General features: G+C 61.7%; 17 protein-coding genes and 2 pseudogenes. 4 read left to right on the top strand and 15 right to left on the bottom strand.

Features of this window, described 5'->3' with window-relative positions:
• Window positions 1-6: 6 nt before the first annotated feature.
• The 6 genes from AFK24_RS18380 to kdpF all read right to left on the bottom strand — a co-directional run bounded on the left by AFK24_RS18380 (window position 7) and on the right by kdpF (window position 8020).
• Complete coding sequence (locus AFK24_RS18380) at window positions 7-708, bottom strand: response regulator (protein ID WP_065834572.1); 702 nt, start codon at window positions 706-708, stop codon at window positions 7-9.
• Window positions 705-3407 carry a sensor histidine kinase gene (locus tag AFK24_RS18375; protein WP_065834571.1) on the bottom strand — a complete coding sequence of 901 codons (2703 nt, stop codon included), beginning with the start codon at window positions 3405-3407 and terminating at the stop codon, window positions 705-707. Before AFK24_RS18375 ends, AFK24_RS18380 begins: the two co-directional genes overlap by 4 nt.
• Window positions 3408-3423: 16 nt before the next feature.
• Window positions 3424-3996, bottom strand: a complete 573-nt coding sequence (gene kdpC / locus AFK24_RS18370; RefSeq protein ID WP_065834570.1) for a potassium-transporting ATPase subunit KdpC — start codon at window positions 3994-3996, stop codon at window positions 3424-3426.
• Between the two features lie 154 nt (window positions 3997-4150).
• Window positions 4151-6211: a potassium-transporting ATPase subunit KdpB gene (gene kdpB, locus AFK24_RS18365; protein ID WP_080482208.1), complete on the bottom strand. Its 2061-nt coding sequence runs from the start codon at window positions 6209-6211 to the stop codon at window positions 4151-4153.
• Between the two features lie 16 nt (window positions 6212-6227).
• On the bottom strand, window positions 6228-7922 hold the full coding sequence (gene kdpA, locus AFK24_RS18360; RefSeq protein WP_065834568.1) for a potassium-transporting ATPase subunit KdpA: 1695 nt from the start codon (window positions 7920-7922) through the stop codon (window positions 6228-6230).
• Window positions 7923-7930: 8 nt separating this feature from the next.
• A complete protein-coding gene (gene kdpF, locus AFK24_RS18355; protein ID WP_044901127.1) occupies window positions 7931-8020 on the bottom strand; it encodes a K(+)-transporting ATPase subunit F in 90 nt (29 codons plus the stop codon).
• Between the two features lie 377 nt (window positions 8021-8397).
• On the opposite strand from kdpF, the gene AFK24_RS18350 reads away from it, so the two are divergent.
• The 4 genes and pseudogenes from AFK24_RS18350 to xopAW form a co-directional block, all read left to right on the top strand.
• The gene (locus tag AFK24_RS18350) at window positions 8398-8613 is read left to right on the top strand and encodes a helix-turn-helix domain-containing protein (protein ID WP_430962168.1); all 216 of its coding nucleotides are present in this window, start codon (window positions 8398-8400) and stop codon (window positions 8611-8613) included.
• Between the two features lie 163 nt (window positions 8614-8776).
• Window positions 8777-9529, top strand: a complete 753-nt coding sequence (locus AFK24_RS18345) for a response regulator (RefSeq protein ID WP_065834608.1) — start codon at window positions 8777-8779, stop codon at window positions 9527-9529.
• Window positions 9526-10581 carry a sensor histidine kinase gene (locus AFK24_RS18340; protein ID WP_065834566.1) on the top strand — a complete coding sequence of 352 codons (1056 nt, stop codon included), beginning with the start codon at window positions 9526-9528 and terminating at the stop codon, window positions 10579-10581. Before AFK24_RS18345 ends, AFK24_RS18340 begins: the two co-directional genes overlap by 4 nt.
• Window positions 10582-10698: 117 nt before the next feature.
• Window positions 10699-11406: pseudogene (xopAW, locus tag AFK24_RS18335) on the top strand (XopAW family type III secretion system calcium-binding effector); the annotation flags it as partial.
• A gap of 343 nt (window positions 11407-11749) precedes the next feature.
• Here the strand turns inward: xopAW and AFK24_RS18330 are convergent.
• The 9 genes and pseudogenes from AFK24_RS18330 to AFK24_RS18290 form a co-directional block, all read right to left on the bottom strand.
• Entirely contained in the window at window positions 11750-12796 is a 1047-nt protein-coding gene (locus AFK24_RS18330; RefSeq protein ID WP_065834564.1) for an AI-2E family transporter, read from the bottom strand.
• A 113-nt stretch (window positions 12797-12909) separates the two neighbouring features.
• Window positions 12910-13728, bottom strand: a complete 819-nt coding sequence (locus AFK24_RS18325) for a DUF4892 domain-containing protein (protein WP_065834563.1) — start codon at window positions 13726-13728, stop codon at window positions 12910-12912.
• Window positions 13729-13866: 138 nt separating this feature from the next.
• The gene (locus tag AFK24_RS18320; RefSeq protein ID WP_065834562.1) at window positions 13867-14721 is read right to left on the bottom strand and encodes an alpha/beta hydrolase; all 855 of its coding nucleotides are present in this window, start codon (window positions 14719-14721) and stop codon (window positions 13867-13869) included.
• Window positions 14718-15527 carry an alpha/beta fold hydrolase gene (locus tag AFK24_RS18315; protein ID WP_065834561.1) on the bottom strand — a complete coding sequence of 270 codons (810 nt, stop codon included), beginning with the start codon at window positions 15525-15527 and terminating at the stop codon, window positions 14718-14720. Before AFK24_RS18315 ends, AFK24_RS18320 begins: the two co-directional genes overlap by 4 nt.
• 116 nt (window positions 15528-15643) lie before the next feature.
• Window positions 15644-16087 (bottom strand): hotdog fold thioesterase, encoded by a 444-nt coding sequence (locus AFK24_RS18310; protein ID WP_065834560.1) that lies wholly within the window; start codon window positions 16085-16087, stop codon window positions 15644-15646.
• Between the two features lie 117 nt (window positions 16088-16204).
• A pseudogene (locus AFK24_RS18305) lies at window positions 16205-17473 on the bottom strand (AMP-binding protein); the annotation flags it as partial.
• A gap of 195 nt (window positions 17474-17668) precedes the next feature.
• Window positions 17669-18124: a phosphohistidine phosphatase SixA gene (sixA, locus tag AFK24_RS18300; RefSeq protein WP_065834558.1), complete on the bottom strand. Its 456-nt coding sequence runs from the start codon at window positions 18122-18124 to the stop codon at window positions 17669-17671.
• On the bottom strand, window positions 18121-18465 hold the full coding sequence (locus tag AFK24_RS18295; RefSeq protein ID WP_065834557.1) for a DUF4389 domain-containing protein: 345 nt from the start codon (window positions 18463-18465) through the stop codon (window positions 18121-18123). The genes sixA and AFK24_RS18295 overlap by 4 nt, the downstream gene beginning before the upstream one ends.
• A gap of 28 nt (window positions 18466-18493) precedes the next feature.
• Complete coding sequence (locus AFK24_RS18290) at window positions 18494-19519, bottom strand: NAD(P)H-dependent glycerol-3-phosphate dehydrogenase (RefSeq protein WP_065834556.1); 1026 nt, start codon at window positions 19517-19519, stop codon at window positions 18494-18496.
• Window positions 19520-19551: the final 32 nt, after the last annotated feature.

Genomic DNA, 19551 nt, shown 5'->3' with positions numbered 1-19551 from the left:
CCGGTCCTACGCAATACATCCTGGCATACGCAACCGATACCCAACCCCCGCCTCGGTGATGATAAACCTCGGCGCGGTCGGGTCGTCGGCGAGTTTCTGCCGCAGGTGGCCGACGACGATGCGCAGGTAGTGAGTGTCTTCGGTATGGGTCGGGCCCCAGATATCCTTGAGCAATTGCTGCTGAGTGATGACCCGGCCCGGATACCGCGCCAGTTGCGCCAGCACGGCGTATTCCTTGCGCGTCAGTCCCACCTCGACGCCGTCCAGCAACACCCGGCGATAGGCCAGATCCACGGTCAATGGCCCGAACTGCAACGCGGCGCTCTGTGGCTCGCCGCTGGGAGCCTGGCGCAGCAAGGCGCGAATGCGGGCGAGAAACTCCTGAATGCCGAAGGGCTTGGTCACGTAATCATTGGCGCCGCCATCCAGCGCCTCGACTTTCTGTGCTTCGCTGGCGCGCACCGAGAGCACCAGCACCGGCACACCGGACCACTCGCGAAACTCGCGCAGGACCTGCTGGCCATCCATGTCTGGCAAACCGAGATCCAGCACCAGCAAATCCGGTTTGTTCAAGGCCGCCTGGCTCAAACCTTCGGTGCCGGTCCCGGCCTCGATGACTTTGTAACCCTGTGACGCGAGGCTGATCCGCAGGAATTTGCGGATCTGCGGCTCGTCGTCAATTACCAGAATGGTTGCGGTCTGACTCATGAGTGCCTTGGCTGTGCAGTGGACGGAATGACGCCAAGACTATCAGACGGCGATTCTATTTCCGCTTCCGGTTGCGTCTGCAACGGCAAATGCAACGTGATGCAGGTGCCCTGCCCTTCGATGCCCGGTCCGACACTGATCCGCCCGCCATGGGCGCCGACCATGCCCTGACAGATTGCCAACCCCAGGCCGGTGCCCTGCCCGCCGCGATCACCACGGGCAGCGGTGTAGAACATGTCGAAGATCTTCGCCCGCTCGTCTTCGGGAATCCCCGGTCCTTCATCGCTGACCGAAAAAAACAGTTCGCTGTCGGTGGCACCGGCCTCCAGCTGCAAGCGGCCATTGACCGGCGAAAAGCGCGCGGCGTTTTCCAGCACATTGACCAGCGCCTGTTCGATCAAGGCCGCATGCACGTAGAGCAACGGCAGTTCGGCGGGCACCTGGACGCCGACTTGCAGCGATGCCAGCACCACGCGCAGCCGATTCAGCGCACTGCCGACAATATCGCCAGCCGATACCCAATCCCGCGCCAGTTTCAACGCGCCGTGGCCGAGCCGGGTCATGTCCAGCAGATTCTGGATGTAGCGATCCAGACGCTCGGCTTCGTCCCGGGTACCTTCCAGCAATTCGCGACGATCCTCCAGAGGAATGGCCTCGCCCAGCGACAACAGACTGTCGATGCTGCCGCGCATGGCAGTGAGGGGTGTGCGCAGGTCATGGGACACCGAGGCCAGCAAGGCGCTGCGCAATTGTTCGGTTTCGCCATGCAGACGCGCGGCTTCCAAATCCTCGGCAAGTTGTGCCCGGGCCAACGCCTGGGCCAGGGGCTGACTGAGGGCGGTCAGCAAACGACGACGCTGGGCGCTGAACGGCTGCCCTTCGCGAGGGCAAACGCCGAGCAACGCCAGCGGCCCTTGCTCCCCTGATAAAGGCCACCACCACCAGCGACTTGACGGCAAAGTGCCCGTGCCGTGGCCAGCCGCTTGGTCGTGCTGCCAGGCCCAGTCCGCCGCCGCCCGCTCCGGTTCAGACAATTGCACTTGAGTGCCGCTCGCCACTTTCCAGCCACCTTCGCCGTCGCGCTCGATCAGGCACACCTCCAACTCGCGCCAACCATTCAGGTGCTGGCCCGCCGCACTGAGTACCGCTTGCCGATCAGTGGCCGCTGTCAGTTTGCGCGACAGATCCAGCAGTTCGCTGGTTTCCTCCTGCGTGTCGCGCAGGGCCTGCAACTGCCGACGCTGACGCGCCGCGAGATTGCCGGTCAGGGCCGACATCAACAGGAAGAACAGCAAGGTCAGCACGTCTTCTTCGCGCTGAATGCTCAGGGAAAAATTCGGCGGAATGAATAAAAAGTCATAGGCCAGAAACGACAAAGCCGCGCAGGCCAACGCCGGCCCGACGCTGCTGCGCACCGCCACCAGCAAAACCGCAGCGAGAAACACCAGCGAAATATTCGGCAACGCCAGCACGCCAGACACCGCCCAGGCCAGCGCACTGGCCAACAGCGTGGCGAGTAATGCCAAGCCGTAATCGAACCAGAGGATTCTGCCTGGCGAGCGGATGCGCGGTTGATCGGCCAATGGTTCGCTGTCGAGCACGCTGACTTCCAGCCCGTGCGCTTCACGCAGCAGCCGCGCCGCAACGCCGCCACCGAATAATCGCCGACGCAAGCGAGGCCGCGACTGACCGACCAGCACCAGACTGGCGCGGCGCTCGGCGGCATGTTGAATCAAGGTTTTCGCGACTTCCCCCGCGCGCAGCAGCACCACTTCGCCACCCAGGCGCTCGGCCAGTTGCTGCGCGTTTTGCAAGCGTGTGCGGGTCTGTTCGTCGAAAGCCCGGCCGTTATCCACATGCACCAGACTCCAGGGCAGATGCCGCCGTTGCGCCACTCGGCTGGCGTGGCGCACCAGACGTTCGGCATGCATATCGCCGTCAATCCCCACCAGCAGACGGCCACGCACTGGCGGCGCGTCCCGGCCCAGTTGCCGATAGCCCTGGGTAAGGTCGTCGTCGACTTGCGCGGCGGCAGTCTGCATCGCCAGTTCGCGCAGCGCCGTGAGGTTGGTCTGGGTGAAAAACGCGTCGATGGCGGCCCGCGCCTGTTCCGGTACGTACACCTTGCCGTCGCGCAGCCGCTCCAGCAACTCACGGGGCGGCAGATCGATCAGCACCAGTTCGTAGGCTTCCTGCAAGACCCAATCCGGCAGGGTTTCCCGAACCTGCACGCCAGTGATGCCGCGCACCTGATCATTGAGACTTTCCAGATGCTGGACGTTGACCGTGGTGTAGACGTCGATGCCCGCGGCGAGCAGTTCCTGAATGTCCTGCCAGCGTTTGGTGTGACGACTGCCGGGGGCGTTGCTGTGAGCCAGTTCGTCGACCAGCACCAGTTTGGGCTTGAGCGCGAGCACACCGTCGAGGTCCATTTCCTCCAGGGTTACGCCCCGGTATTGCGAGCGCAGCGGCGGTTGTTGCGGCAGCCCGCCGAGCAAGGCTTCGGTTTCGGCGCGGCCGTGGGTTTCCACGACGCCGGCCAACACTGACACGCCTTGACGCAACTGGGTATGGGCGGCCTGGAGCATCGCGTAGGTCTTGCCCACTCCCGGCGCGGCGCCCAGAAATACTTTAAGTCGACCACGCCCGTCCTTGGGCATATCGGCTAATAACGCGTCGGCACGGCCGGAATCACTCATGGTTGCGGTTGCTCACTCAAAGCTGGGCATTACGTTGCGCAGACGGTAACTCATTCAACGCCTGATTCAAGGTCAATACGTTGACCACCGGCGGGCCGATCAGCGGCCGATAGGTGCTGGCTTCGATCAACCCCTGCACTTTATCCAGCGGCAACTGCCGGGCAGCGGCGACTCGCGCCGCCTGATAAGCCACGGCCGAGGGCGGCAGATGCGGATCAAGGCCGCTGCCGGACGTGGTCAGCAAGGCCAATGGCACCGGGCCTTGGCCTGGCACCGCTTCCTTGCCGACATCGTCAGTGATTCGGGCGGCCAGCGCCGGATTGCTCGGCGACAGGTTACTCGCACCACTGGCGACCGTGGCAAATGCCCCGGCCGAAGGGCGTGAATGGAACCATTCATCGCCAGTAAACGACTGAGCGATCAGTTGCGAACCGCGCACTTTGCCGGTCGCGTCATAAATCAGGCTGCCATTGGCCTGGGCCGGAAACGCCACCTGGGCAATCCCGGTAACCACCAGCGGATAGGCTGCGCCAGTGATGAGCGTCATCAAGACGAGCAGGCTCAGGGCGGGGCGGAAGAATGTGGACATGATGAAAATCCTCAAATGGAAAACGAAACATTTACCTGACTGGAAAAACGCGCCCTTGTGGGAGCGAATTTATTCGCGAAAAAGCCAGTACATCCACCACATATCTATTGGCTGACAAACCGTCTTCGGGAATGAGTTCCCTCCCACAGGCCCGTCAAACCAGGCCCAACCCCACCAACACCATGTCGATCGCCTTGATCCCCACAAACGGCACGACGATCCCGCCCAGCCCGTAGATCAGCAAGTTACGGCGCAGCAATTGCGCGGCGCTGGCGGCTTGCACGCGCACACCGCGCAGGGCCAGGGGGATGAGCACGACGATGATCAAGGCGTTGAAGACGATGGCCGACAGAATCGCGCTTTGCGGGCTGGCCAGTTGCATGATGTTCAGCACGCCCAGCTGCGGGTAAATCGAGGCGAACAGCGCCGGCAGGATAGCGAAATACTTGGCAATGTCGTTGGCGATGGAGAACGTTGTCAGCGCGCCACGGGTTACCAGCAATTCCTTACCGATCTGCACCACATCCAGCAGTTTGGTAGGGTCGCTGTCCAAATCGACCATGTTCGCCGCTTCCCGTGCCGCTTGGGTGCCATCGTTCATCGCCATGCCCACGTCGGCCTGAGCCAGGGCTGGCGCATCGTTGGCACCATCGCCGCACATCGCCACCAGACGGCCGTCGTTCTGCTCCATGCGAATACGTTCGAGTTTCTTCTCCGGCGTGGCTTCGGCCAGCACGTCATCGACGCCCGCCTCCGCCGCAATCGCCGCCGCGGTCAGCGGGTTGTCGCCGGTGACCATCACGGTGCGAATGCCCAGCTTGCGCAGTTCGGCAAAGCGTTCACGAATGCCCGGCTTGACCACGTCCTTGAGGTGAATCGCCCCCAGCAGCTTTTTATCGACGCAGACCAGCAACGGCGTGCCACCGGTCTTGGCGATCTTGTCTATTTCCCGCGCCAAGGCTTGCGGCAGATCACTGCGCTGCATGCCGACGAAGGCCAGCAGCGAATCCACCGCGCCCTTGCGATACACGCGCGCTTGAAAGTCCACGCCGGACAAGCGCGTCTCGGCGCTGAACGGCACGGCCGTCAGTTCGGTGGGCTGCGGCTCCAGCATCGGGTGCAGGTTGCGCAGGTATTCGACGATGGATTTGCCTTCCGCCGTATCGTCAGCCAATGAAGCCAGCAGCGCGCCCTCGCCGAGCTCTTTGGGCGAAACGCCCGGCGCGACGTACAGCGCGGTGCAACGACGGTTACCGAAGGTAATGGTGCCGGTCTTGTCCAGCAACAGCACATGCACGTCACCCGCCGCTTCCACGGCGCGCCCGGATTTGGCGATGACATTGAGGCGCACCAGCCGATCCATACCGGCAATACCGATGGCCGAGAGCAAGCCGCCAATGGTGGTCGGGATCAGTGTGACCAGCAGCGCCACCAGAAACACCAGCGGCAGGCTGCCACCGGCGAAGTGGGCGAACGGCTGCAAGGTCACCACCACCAGCAGGAAGATCAGCGTCAGGCCGATCAGCAGGATATCCAGCGCTACTTCGTTGGGCGTCTTCTGGCGTTTGGCGCCTTCGACCAGCGCGATCATCCGGTCCAGGGTCGATTCGCCGGGATTGGCGCTGATCCGCACCAGCAGCCAGTCCGAGACCAGCCGCGTGTTGCCGGTGACCGCTGAACGATCGCCGCCGGACTCGCGAATCACTGGCGCGGATTCCCCGGTAATCGCCGCCTCGTTGACGGCGGCGATGCCTTCGATCACCTCGCCGTCACCGGGAATCATTTCCCCGGCTTCGACCCGTACCACGTCGCCTTTGCGCAAGGCGCTGGCATTGACCATGCTGAACGCGCCCGCCTCGTCACGCCGCCGCGCCTTGAGCCCTTCGCTGCCAGCCTTGAGGCTGTCGGCGCGGGCCTTGCCGCGACCTTCGGCCAGGGCTTCGGCGAAGTTGGCAAACAACACGGTGAACCACAACCACAGGGCGATTTGCACCGCCACCGAAGTCGGCACCGCCGGATCGGGGATGACGCACAGAATCGTGGTCAGGATCGCGGTGAGCTCCACCACCAGCATCACCGGCGAGCGGACCAGCTGGCGTGGATCGAGTTTGACAAAGGCCTGAATCAGCGCCGGACGCCAGAGGGCGGAGAAGCGGGTTTTGCCCGGTTCGGTCGGCATGGATGATCCGACCGGTTTTGCAGCAGGAATGTGCATTGTCATGATCGGTTCCTCAGAAGCCCAGGCTCAAGTGTTCGGCAATCGGCCCCAGTGCCAGGGTCGGCAGGAAGGTCAAGCCGCCCACCAGCAAAATGGTCACGGTCAGCAAAGTGACAAACAGCGGGCCGTGGGTCGGGAAGCTGTTCAGGCCCAGCGGCGCGGTTTTTTTCATCGCAAGGCTCCCGGCCAGGGCCATGACCGGCAGGATGTAACCGAAGCGGCCGATAAACATCGCCAGGCTGAGCATCAGGTTATGGAACACGGTGTTGGCGCTGAAACCACCGAACGCCGAGCCGTTGTTGGCGGTGGCCGAGGTGTAGGCGTACAACAGTTGGCTGAAACCGTGCGGGCCGGGATTGCTCACCGACGCCAGCGGCCCGGGCAGACTGGCCGCCACTGCGCCGAGTACCAGCACGCCCACCGGCATGACCAGCAGCGTAGCGACCAGCAGCTTGACCTCAGGGGCCTGCAACTTTTTGCCGAGATATTCCGGGGTGCGGCCGATCATCAGGCCCGCCAGAAATACCGCGATCAACACGTTGAGCAGCATGCCGTTGAGGCCCACGCCGACGCCGCCGAAGATCACTTCGCCGACCATCATGTTGGCCAGGGCGACCATGCCGGTCAGCGGGTTAAGGCTGTCGTGCATGGCGTTCACCGAGCCGTTGGAAGCCGCCGTGGTAGCCGTCGCCCAGAGCACAGTCGCAGTGGTGCCGAAGCGACTTTCCTTGCCTTCAAGCGGCGCGGTCTGCTCCACGCTGGCGATGTTCAGCGTCGGGTTTGGCTGATATTCGGCCCACAGCGATACGCCGCCGCCGATCAACAGCAAGACCAGCATGCAGGCGACGATTGCCCGACTCTGCCGCAGGTCTTTCACGTAATGGCCAAAGGTGAATACCAGCGCCGCCGGAATCAACAGGATCGACACCAATTCGAACAGGTTGCTCCACGCCGTCGGGTTCTCGAACGGATGCGCCGAGTTGACGCCGAAGAAGCCGCCGCCATTAGTGCCCAATTGCTTGATCGCAATCTGGCTGGCAGCCGGGCCCATGGGCAGACTTTGATCGGCGCCTTGCAGGGTCACGGCATCAATGTAATGGGCGAAGCTCTGTGGCACACCCTGCCAGACCAGAAACAGCGCGAACACGATGCACAGCGGCAACAGCCCGTAGAGCGTGACACGGGTCATGTCCGCCCAGAAGTTGCCGAGGTTTTGCGTCGAGCGACGACTGATACCACGACAAAACGCGAGCAATACGGCGATGCCCGTCGCGGCACTGACGAAGTTCTGCACGGTCAGGCCGACCATCTGGCTCAAGTAGCTCAACGACGCTTCACCGCTGTAGCTCTGCCAGTTGGTGTTGGTGACGAAACTCATCGCTGTGTTGAACGCCAGCGACCATTCCATGCCCGGCAACTGTTGCGGGTTGAGTGGCAGCGCGCCCTGCCCGAGCAACATAGCAAACAACAGGACGAAACCGGCCAGGTTGAAGGCCAGCAGCGCGAGCAGATAGGTTTTCCAGTTCTGCTCGATCTTCGGATCAATGCCCGACAGGCGATAGCAGATGTTTTCCACTGGACGCAGCACCGGCGTCAGCCAGGTCCGCTCGCCTTCAACGACCCGATAATAGAAACGCCCCAGCAGCGGCGCGGGCAACAGCACCAGCGCCAGGAAAGCCAGGATCAATAGATAGTCATAACTGTGCATGGCTGCTCCTAAGTCCGGCCTGCGCGTAGCAGCGCAACCAGCAAGTAAATGAACAGCCCTGCCGCCAATAGCAGGGACACCCCATCCAGAACGCTCATCGAAATACTCCGTCGCTGCGGCGATTGCCGCGTGTGAGCCATTGTCGGGAGAGAGGGTGTAAAGGAACGAGATCGACGGGTGTGGTGCGGCGTAAAGAAGGCGTAAAAATGGGAGTGGAACGCTGCAAACCCGTTGGAGCGAGGCTTGCCCGCGAATCAGTCACCGCGGTGTGGCACATATACCGCGTTATCGTTCTTCGCGGGCAAGCCTCGCTCCAACGGATCTCTGGATTGCTGCCACCGTGCCACCTGTTACTTCTTACAGGTTCCAGATGCGGCACAAGGCGTTATCGTGACGAGGCGTAACACACGACATGGAGTCGACGATGAATCATTCAGCACAGAAAACCGCCCCCGCAGCGAACGCCCATTGGCACATGGGCACGCCGACCGTGCAATTGACCGCCAAGGAAATGGAAGTCCTGCAATGGGCGGCGCTGGGTAAATCCGCCTGGGAGATCTCGCGCATTCAGGATCGGACGGAAGCAGCGGTCAATTTCCACATGTGCAACATTCGCCGTAAATTCGGGGTTAATTCCCTCAGGGCCGCTTTGATCAAGGCCATTGAGCAGCGGGTAATTTTGCTGGAATGACACTCTGATGCGGGTCTTTGTACCATTCCCGATACATTCCAGACATTCCCCCGACATCCGATCACCCCACCCTTCCGCCGCGCCTCCCGGCGAAGTAGCATGCAGGGGCGTTGATCATCAATAGCGGCCAGTGATGGCGGCATCACCAGGCGGCAGTCGCATCATGCAAGCAAGCACCGACATTCCTACAGACAACGCGCCGATTGCAGATCAGCGCTGGAACACGCGCGCCTTGATCGTCGATGACGATGTACCCATCCGCGAACTGCTCTGCGACTACCTGGCACGCTTCAACATTCAGTGTCGGGGCGTGACCGATGGCACCGAAATGCGCAAGGCGTTGGAAGAAGAAACCTTCGACGTGGTCGTGCTGGACCTGATGCTGCCGGGCGAAGATGGCCTGTCGCTGTGTCGCTGGCTGCGCGGCACGTCGGACATCCCGATCCTGATGCTCACTGCCCGTTGCGAACCCACCGACCGCATTATCGGCCTGGAACTGGGCGCCGACGATTACATGGCCAAGCCGTTCGAACCTCGTGAGCTGGTGGCGCGAATTCAGACCGTGCTGCGCCGGGTACGCGACGACCGCAACGATCAGCGCTCCACCGTGCGTTTCGATGCCTGGCGCCTGAACAGCGTGCTGCGTCAGCTGACCGCCGCCGACGGCCTGGTCGTGCCGCTGTCCAACGCCGAATTCCGCTTGCTGCGGGTCTTTCTGGAACGTCCGCGCCGGGTGCTGAGTCGCGAACAGTTGCTGGATGCCGCACGCGGTCGTTCCATCGAAGCCTTTGATCGCAGCATCGACTTGCTGGTCTCGCGCCTGCGCCAGAAGCTCGGCGACGATCCGAAGAACCCGCAACTGATCAAGACCGTACGCGGCGAAGGCTATCTGTTCGACGCCAGGGACATTGGTTGATTCGCTCCGCAGATACCCTGTTCGCCCGCCTGTTCGGTGGGGCGTTGGTCGCTATTTTTCTGGCGCATCTGCTGGCGTTCACGTGGTTCACGATGTATGGCTTCCCGCCTCCGCCGCCTCTGGAGACTGCCAACCCTCAGCATCAATCTGCCGAATTTCAGGGTGAGCGCCCTGAGCCACGCACGCCCCAACGGAAACCACCGCTATTTGGTGGGCCTGTCGTGCCGCTGTTTTTTCAAACGATTACCCTGGTGATTGCTGCCTGGTACGGCGCCAAAGCGTTGAGCCGGCCGATCCAGCGCTTGAGCGAGGCCGCCGAGCGGCTCAGCGAAAATCTCGACAGTCCGCCACTGGAAGTCAGCGGCCCGCGCGAGGTGCGTCAGGCCGCGCAGACCTTCAACCTGATGCAGGAACGCATCCGCGATCAAGTGAAGCAGCGCGGCCGCATACTGGCGGCGGTGTCTCATGATTTGCGCACGCCGTTGTCGCGCCTGAAACTGCGAGTCGAGCAGATCGACGAACCGAAACTGCACACGCAGATGAGCCAGGACCTCAACGACATGATCGGCATGCTCGACGCTACGCTGACCTACCTCAATGAGCAGCGCAACAGCGAAGACCTGCAGCTGTTCGACCTGCAGGCGCTGATCGAATCCTTGACCGAAAACGCTCAGGACAATGGCGACGACGTGCAATGCAACGGCGGCTGCAAACCGTTGAAAATCCAGCCCATGGCTTTGCGTTCCTGCATCAACAACCTGATCGACAATGCCTTGCGCTATGCCGGGCAGGCGCGGGTCGATATTCAGGACCAGGACGATCACGTGACCGTTGCTGTGGTCGACAACGGGCCAGGCATTGCCGTCGAGCACCATGAGACGGTGTTCGAACCTTTCTATCGCCTGGAAGGCTCGCGCAATCGCAACTCCGGCGGCGTCGGCATGGGCATGACCATTGCCCGGGACGCCGCGCGGCGCATGGGTGGCGACCTGACCTTGGAACAAACACCCGGCGGCGGTCTGACTGTGCTCCTGGACCTGCCTCGTCGTTGATCCGCCCGTGTGTCTGGCGCGATACAAACCTTACATACCCTCGACAACTCCCGCCTTGAGTCTGCATAAGCCGGTGCACCGCCACCGGCCCAATCCAACCTGATGGGAGTTCGCCCGATGATCAGTGGCGTCAGTAATAGTTATTCGAGCTATACCAGCACGAGCGCGAGCGCAACCTCGAGCGCGAGCAGCAAGAAATTCCAGGAGCAGTTACTGGCCAAGCTCGACACCGACGGCGACGGCAGTATCAGCAAGGACGAACTGAGTTCGGCGGTATCGTCCTCCGACAGTAAAGACGGGATCACGGTCAGCCTGAGCAAAGCGTTCAGCGATCTGGACAGCAATGACGATGACAGTCTGGATGCCGACGAACTGGCCGCGATGGCACCACCGCCTCCACGGCAGATGGAACCGGACACTGACGTCGCCGAAAACCTGCTCAGTTCTCTGGACAGTGACGACGATGGCACGATCAGCAGCGATGAACTGACCGCCGGCCTGACCAGCGCCGGCAGCAGCGCCGACAGCTCCCAAGTGTTCGATGCGCTGGACACCAACGAGGACGGCACCGTCAGCCTCGACGAACTGACCGCCGCCCTGCAACCGCAGCAACCGCCACCGCCACCTCCGTCCGCCGCCGACACCAGTGCACAATTGATGAGCGCGCTGGACACCGACGGCAGCGGTGCCATCAGCGCCACCGAACTGACCAGCGCCCTGGACTCCGCAAGCAGCACGTCGAGCGATTCCAGCACTACGAGCACCAGCACGACCAATGCCAGCTCGCTGTTCAGCGCACTGGATTCAGACAGCAACGACAGTGTCAGCGTTGATGAACTGATGGCAGCGCTGTCGCCGCAGGACAGCAACCAGACCGGCAGCAAAGATGCAGCGGCTCAGGCATTGAGCAAGATGGTTGCGGCATTGAGCGAGCGTTATGACACTGAAGGTAGCAAGCCGGTTGGCAAATACCTGAACGTCGCGGCGTAAGGGGGGGATCACGGAAAAAACCAATCCCCGTAGATACCGTCTTGACCCTCATCACACAACCCGTAGGACCGGCTTTAGCCGGGAGGGCGGAGGGTCTGACGACGCAACTGCTGCGAATGTACCGGACTCCTCCCGGCTAAAGCCGGTCCTACGGGATCTATTCAACTTCGAACAGCGCTTAGCGCTGAACCGTCCGAGCCCCGCGTACCCAATCAGTCAACAAGCTATACGCCACCGCCAGCAACGTCGGGCCGATGAACAGGCCGATGAAACCAAAGGCCAGCAAGCCGCCAAAGACACCCAGCAACACGATCACCAACGGCAGGTTGCCGCCGCGACTGATCAGGTATGGCTTGAGCACGTTGTCCACGCCGCTGATGATGAACATGCCCCAAAGCCCGAGGAAAATCGCCATTCCGTATTCGCCATTCCACGCCAGCCAGGCGGTGGCCGGAATCCAGATCAGCGGCGGCCCCATGGGAATCAGGCTGAACAGGAACGTCATGATGCCCAGCACCAAGGCGCCCGGCACACCTGCGATCAAGAAGCCGATCAGCGCCAGGACCGCTTGCGCCGCCGCTGTCCCGATCACGCCATTGACCACGCGCTGTACCGTGCCCGCTACCAGTTCCAGGTAATACTCGGCGCGCTCGCCAATCAAGCGCTCCAGCAGGCTGAGCACGAATGCGGCCAATCGCGGCCCGTCGCGGTAGAAGAAGAACACGAAGACCAGACTCAAGGTCAGCTCCAGAATCCCTCCGCCAATCTGCGCGCTGCGTGCCAGCAACCAGTTACCTACCTGACCCAGATAAGGCCGTAGCGTGGTAATCATCGCCGCGCCCTGCTGATCGATGGTGTTCCAGAACGCCACCAGCCGCTCGCCCACGAACGGAACCCCGACCAGCCAGGTGGGTGGATCAGGTAAACCGTCGACCTGCACATCCTTGATGAAGGCCGTGGCGTCACGCACATGATCGGCCAGATTGAATCCCAGCCAGACCAGCGGCGCCGCGACCAGCAGCATCCAGCCCAGCGTCAGCACCAGCGCCGCCAGCGACTCGCGGCCCTTGAACCAGCGCGTCAACAGGCGCATCAGCGGCCAGCTGGCAAACGCCAGCACCGCGCCCCAGAACAACGCCGACCAGAACGGCGCCATCACCCAGACACACGCACTGAGCAACGCCAGGAGCAGGATCTGCACCAACAGGCGATCGTTATTGAGCATGGGTCTATCCAGTAAAAAGAAGATCAGAAGCGCAGAGCATAACGGCGAACACTGAACGCGTCAGTGTTCGCTGTGTGCAAAAGTGGATTCAGTGCCGGTTCAGGTGAGTTCGGTCAACGTATGACGTCGATGAACAGGCCCGGCTTGTCCCCCCCGCCCGCTTCGAGCCGCGCCGCGCGTACGCCTTTGGCAATCAATGCCTGACGCCACGCTTCGGCATCGGCGCCGCCAATGGTCACCCGCAATGAGCTGTCCAGATTCAGGCCTCTGGAAACCAGTGTCACCCAAATGTCCTGTGGCGCCCCGGCCAGCCGTGGCAGCGCCAGTTTGCCGGTGCTCTTGAGTTGCCGCAGCAGCGTCGCCGAGGTCGGCAACAGATCGCCTAACGGTGCGGCCGAATCGAACTGTTCGACATGCAGATACGCGCGGCGGTTGCCACGGGTGATGCTGTACAAGGCCACCAGCGTGTCACTTTTCGGCTCTGCCAGACGCAGCAGCAAGTAAGCTTGCTGTTCATCCGCCCCGTAGAGCTTGGAATTGCCGAATACTTCATTGGCCCACAGGCTGCTTTCGCCGCAATCGCGCGCCTGGCACCAGAACAGCAGTTCCGCGCCCTGGGCCTGGAGGGCTTCGCGAGCGGCGGTAAAGGCCTCATCGGAAGTGCGTTCGGCGGGCATTTGATAGGTCACGCCGGTGACATTGCCACGGGCGCTGACCTGACCATCAAAGCGCAGCTGACCGCTGATCTTGCGGATCGAGCCCATGGGATAGATACGTTCGAGCTCCGCAACCGGGCGGTAGTCGACAATTTCAGCGTCGGTCAGGCGCGGCACGATATCCAGATCGCGACTGCCCGGAACATCGGCAGCCCACACGCTCAGACTGAACGCCGAGGCACACAAGGTGAGTCCAAGAGCACTGGTAAAACCCATGACTGCTCTCATCGATGCGAGGTTAATTGAAGGAAATGGGCAGGTTTGCCAGGCAAGCGATCAGGTGAGGCGGTGCGGACATCCATCGATTTAACTCCTGTTTCAACCCGCCCAGCCTCGACAGTTGCCTGTCGCAAGTCAAGGAGCGGTAAAGAAGCGATTGAAACAGTCTGCGACAAGAACTGCACCGGCTTCGTCGTTCAAGTGCAAATGATGGCCGCCTGGCAGGCTCGTCACCTGAAAAGGCAGCGACGCCAGCAGCGCCTGATTTTTCGCCAGCATTCCCTCCTGCGCCACGATCAGTTGCGTCGGACAGCGGATTGCGGCAACGAACGCCAGCGCTTGCTCACGGGTGATGCGCACCGCCGAGGGTAAGGTCAGCCGGTTGTCACTGCGCCAGGTATAGCCACCCGGCACCGGCATCAAGCCGCGCTGGGCCAACAACTCGGCCGCCTCATGACTGACGGCAACCACGCCTTTCATGCGGGCGCGGATCGCGTGGTCCTGATCGGGATAGACCGGCTTGCGCTTGGCGCTCAGGTTTAATTGCGCCTGCAGCGATTTACCCAACTGTTCCGGGGCATTCTCGACCTCGCCGGTGGGCGGGATCAATCCATCGATGAGCGCCAGCCGCGTAACACGCTCGGGCAGCGCGGCGGCGAGAAATACCGAAATAATCGCTCCCAATGAATGCCCCAGCAGCGAGAACTGTTGCCAGCCGAGCTGCTCGGCAACCTGCAAGACATCGTGGGCGTAATCCGGTAATGAGTAGCCGGCGCCTTGCGGGCGATGCTCGGAATGGCCGTGACCGGCCAGATCCAGGGCGACGATGCGCAGGCCTTCAAGCCTGGGTGCCAGGCGGGCAAAGCTGTTGGCGTTGTCCAGCCAGCCATGCAGGGCGATGACCGGCTGGCCGTCTTCTGGGCCGAACAAATGCGCGGCCAGTTCGATATGCGGCAAGCTCAGCCGGACTTCTTCGACCGGACGGCTCATGCGCTGACCTGCACAGTGTCGAGCGCAGCCCAGCGGGCGAACAACGTCTTGAGCAGTTGCGCGGTGGCCTCGGGCTGTTCCAGCGGGAACATATGCCCACCGGGCATCGACAGATATTCACCTTGGGGCAAGCGCCGTACCGAACGCGCATGGTGACGCATCACCACCCGACTGTGCTCGCCGCGCACCATTGCCAAAGGGACCTTGAGCTGACGTGAACCGTCAGGCCGGGTATGCGGAACGCTGCGGTAGATACTGATTTCCGTGGCCGGGTCAAAACGCAGGCGCAGCTGTTCGCCATCTGTCTGCAACCCATGAACTAGATAGGCGTCGAAGCACTCGGGATCAAAACGCCGAAACAAGGTTTTGCTGGCGAAATAAAGGCGCGCGGCGTCAAGGTCGGCAAAGGCTTCGCGACGTCCCAGCGTACGGCCGGCAGGGGTAATACGGTCGATGAAACCAAAGCGTTTGGCAGCACGGATCATCCACTGATCGGCCAGGGTCAGCACCGGAGAATCCAGCATGACCACACCGCGATACAGCTCAGGACAGCGCAGCGCGGCATGAAAATGCAGCACGCCGCCCAAGGAATGACCGACTCCCCAGACCGGTTCGGGCTGTTCACGCAGGTGATGGATCAATTCGTCGACCAGATTCAGCCAGTTGTCATCGACCGGGAACCGCGGGTCATGGGCATGCTGCTCCAGATGGCTCACGACGTAATCCGGCGCCAGCGCCGTAAACAACTTGCCGTAAGTGGCCGACGGAAAACCGTTGGCGTGAGCGAAGAACACCTGTTGCGACATGCCGGCATATCCAGTGAGCAAACCAGTGATGATTGTGCGCAGTGGCTGTGCCTTCGGCAATGACTGGAAGTGCCATCGAAGATGACACTCCGGCCATGCACCGGCATAAAAGCGGCTTAGCGACTCGGCGCTTCCTGCCCCAGCGGCACCACGGCAATGGTCAGACGCGAAATGCAGCTGGTCTTGCCTTCGTCGCTGGTCAGGCGGATGTCCCACACGTGAGTGGTGCGGCCGATATGGACCGGGCGTGCCACGGCGGTGACCCGACCGCTGCGCAGGCCGCGCAGGTGGTTGGCGTTGACTTCAAGGCCTACGCAAAAGTATTTGCTGGTATCGATGCACAGATAGCTGGCCGTCGAACCGACGGATTCCGCCAATACCACCGACGCCCCACCATGCAGCAGGCCGTAAGGTTGGTGCGTGCGATGGTCGACCACCATGCTGGCGGTCAGCGAATCGTCGGTAAACGACTCGAAACGGATGTCCAGCCATTCGAGGATGGTGTTCTTGTTCAGGGCATTGAGTTGTTCGATGTTCGGTTTATCGCGCCACAGACCCATGTTCAATCCTTATTATTGGGCGCTCGTGGAAGCTGAGCGCCAGACGCCCAACTATCTTTCACCTCCATCCGCCTGCGCAAGCGCTGATGTTTTTTCAGGCTGGCGTTGACCCTGGGCTTCCTTGAGCCGCCCGGTCAGGCGCAGATTGCCCTGCTCGTCCAGCTCGCCCCTGTCCCCCGTGTGCAGGAAACCATCGGTCATGGTCTCGACGGTTTTCAGCGGTTGCTTGAAGTAACCGAGCATGGTCGCACCGCTACGCACCAGCAGCTCGCCATCTTCCGCCAGCCGCACTTCGACCTGCGGACACGGCTGGCCGATCCAGCCGCTCTTGTGCTGGCCTGGCCGGCAGATATGCGAGTAGCCGCAGTTTTCGGTCATACCGTACGCTTCGAGGACATCCAGCCCGAGCCGCTGATACCAATGCAGCAGGTTTTCTGACAGCGGCGCGGCGCCCGACACGGCAACCCGCAGCGCGTCCAGCCCAAGCCCCTTGCGAATCCTGCGTCCGACCAGTCTGCCGAGCAGCGGCACGCTTAACAGCACATCCAGGCGCGCAGCGGGAATCCTGCCGTGCACGCTCGTCTGGAGCTTGCTCCAGATCACCGGCACGCCAAACAGCGCCGTGGGCCGCGCGCGCTTCAGATCGTCGACAAAAGTGTCCTGGTTCTCGGCGAAAAATACCGTTTGCCCGGCATAGATCGACGCCATTTCCACGAACATTCGCTCGGCCACGCAGCACAGTGGCAGATAAGACAGCAGCCGGTCCTTTTCGCCCAGTCCGAAGAGGCGGCTACCATGGGTGACCGCAAAGGCCAGGGTGCCGAAGCTGTGCATGACACCCTTGGGTCGTCCGGTGCTGCCAGAGGTGTAGATAATGGTCGCCAACTGATCGTAGCGCCCAGTGGGGTTGTCCTGGATCGGCGACCAGGCCTGCAACTCATCCCAGCGAAAATCAAACGAACCTTCAGGGCTGAGAGGCAGCGCCACGGTCGGCAACCCGGCGCTGACACCGCAACTGACGCCCGGCCAGTCGTCCAGTCTGCCGACGAACACCATCGCCGCCTCCGAGTGCTCCAATACCTGAGCGACCGCTCCCGCGCTGAGGTGCGGATTCAACGGAACCGAGACATGCCCGGCCATCCAGATCGCCAGGTCGGCAATGATCCAGTGCGCGCAGTTTCTGGAAAGAATCGCGATGGAGCTGCCCTGCGGCAGTCCTTGCCGACGCAACCAGTGCGCAGCGCGGCGGGCCTGATTGCCGACCTCGGACCAGCTCAGCTTCTGAACCTGTCCTCCCGCCATCGGCTGGACCAGAAAACACTTGTCCGGATGACGATCCTCACGATCATAGAAACGGCTCAAGGGCAGACTAATGGCGGTAGTCATGGTTCATGTTCCTTATTGTTATTGGGCAAGCGTAGTCGACCAAGTATTTGCTCGGTGCTTGCGGGCCAATAAAACGGAGGAACGGTGCAGGGCCTGTTGGAGCGAGGCTTGCCCGCGAAGAACGATAACGCGGTGAATCAGGCCCACCAGGGCGTCTGGTTCGCGGGCAAGCCTCGCTCCAACGGGTTCAACGGTTCAAACGTGTCGAACGCTGTCCAGTTCCATGACCCCGGCCAACGGGAAATCACCCGAGAGTTCTGCCAGGCTTGCGGTGCTCATGGGCTGGGGCTGTTGAGTGCTGCCGTGAACAGCGAGGCCAATCAGTGCGCCCACCAGCGGCTGATGACTGACGAGCAGAACATCGTCGCTGGCATAAGCGTCCAGATGACTCAACACCTGGTGCGGATCATTGTCCGGTGTGAGCCAGGGCACGATAACGACCGGCTCGCTAAAACCCAGCGCTTGCCTGACCAGTTCGGCGGTTTGCCGGGCCCGCACATAAGGGCTGGCGAGAATGCGCTGCAAAGGCTGGCCCATCAAATGGGCCGCGCTGTGCAGCACTTGCTCACGACCGTTACGGGTCAGCTCGCGCTCGGCATCGCTGCGCGCCTGTGCCTGGGCCTCGCCGTGGCGCAGGACCCAGACCTTCATAACCTGGGCTCTTCGTCACGTACCGGGTGCGCAGCCGCCGGAACACTGTGCGGTGCTTCACCTTCGGGTGCGCGAGGCGCCGGCCAATCGGCAAACGGCCAGGGTTTCTGGTCGCTGTGAAAGGTGCCGTAACGACCGATCTGGGCCAGGAACTGGCTCAGACTGTCGCCGAAGTTCATCAGGCTGCCACTTGGCGCGCCGTAGATAAGCCGATAACACAATTGCACCAGCACCACGCCCGCCAGGACGACTTCGGCGACGTGCCAGACCAGCACAAACAGCACCATCCAGAGGACGCGCAGCAAAATCGACTCATGTTGCTTGAGTTTGAAATCGTTCAAGACACTCTCCCGCAAACAAAATAGGTATTCAGTTGAAACCGGTGGTGGAAATGAAGTCGACATCGGTCTTGGGTTCGGCACGCATAAGCTGCTCGATGACCTGTTTCAGGGTACGACCCTCGAAAAGGATAGCGTGCAACCCTGCGACCAGCGGCATATAGACCTGCAGCTCGTCCGCCTTGACCTTGAGCACCTTGAGGGTATTGACCCCTTCGGCCACTTCACCCAGACGGTTGACCGCTTCATCCAGACTCAATCCCTGCCCCAGGGCGAAACCGACCTGATAGTTGCGGCTTTTCGGCGATGAACAGGTAACGATCAGATCGCCGACGCCCGCAAGGCCGAGAAATGTCATGGGGTTCGCACCTTGATTGACCGCAAAACGGGTCATTTCCGCCAGCGCCCGGGTAATCAGCATGCTCTTGGTGTTTTCCCCCATTTCCAGCGCGACCGCCATGCCAGCGATAATCGCGTAGACGTTCTTGAGCGCACCGCCCAACTCCACGCCAAAGCGATCAGCGCTGGCATACACCCGGAATGTGCGACCGTGCAAGGCGGCCTGCACCTGCTGGCACAACTCCTCGTCTTCACTGGCAACCACGGTGGCGGTCAGCGCGTGCTCCGCGATTTCCCGGGCCAGATTCGGCCCCGACAACACGCCAATCCGCGCTTGCGGCGCGATTTCTTCGAGAATCTGGCTCATCAGTTTGAAGGTATGCGCCTCGATACCTTTGGTCAGGCTGACCAGCATCTTGCCGCTCAGGCGCTGCACATGAGGCACCAGGACCGAACGCAAGGCGCTGGAAGGCAACGCCACGAAGACCAGCTCGCTGCCGTCGAGCGTGGCGGCCAGGTCTGTGGTCGGCTCGACTTCAGGACGAACCTTGATGCCTTTGAGGTAGCGAGGATTCTCGCGGTTGACGCGAATCGCCTCGGCCTGTTCCGGATCGCGCATCCATTGACGGACCTGACGCCCGTTTTCTGCCAACAGGTTGGCAATGGCCGTACCGAAGCTGCCGCCGCCTAGAACCGCGACTGGTTGCTGTGTGGTCATAAAACCATCCATCTAGAGCCATCTGATTTTGG

It is taken from the genome of Pseudomonas syringae, assembly GCF_001698815.1.
Classification (GTDB): domain Bacteria; phylum Pseudomonadota; class Gammaproteobacteria; order Pseudomonadales; family Pseudomonadaceae; genus Aquipseudomonas; species Aquipseudomonas syringae_A.
Note: the sequence above shows the minus strand (reverse complement) of the source record. Positions and strands in the feature narration are given on the sequence as shown.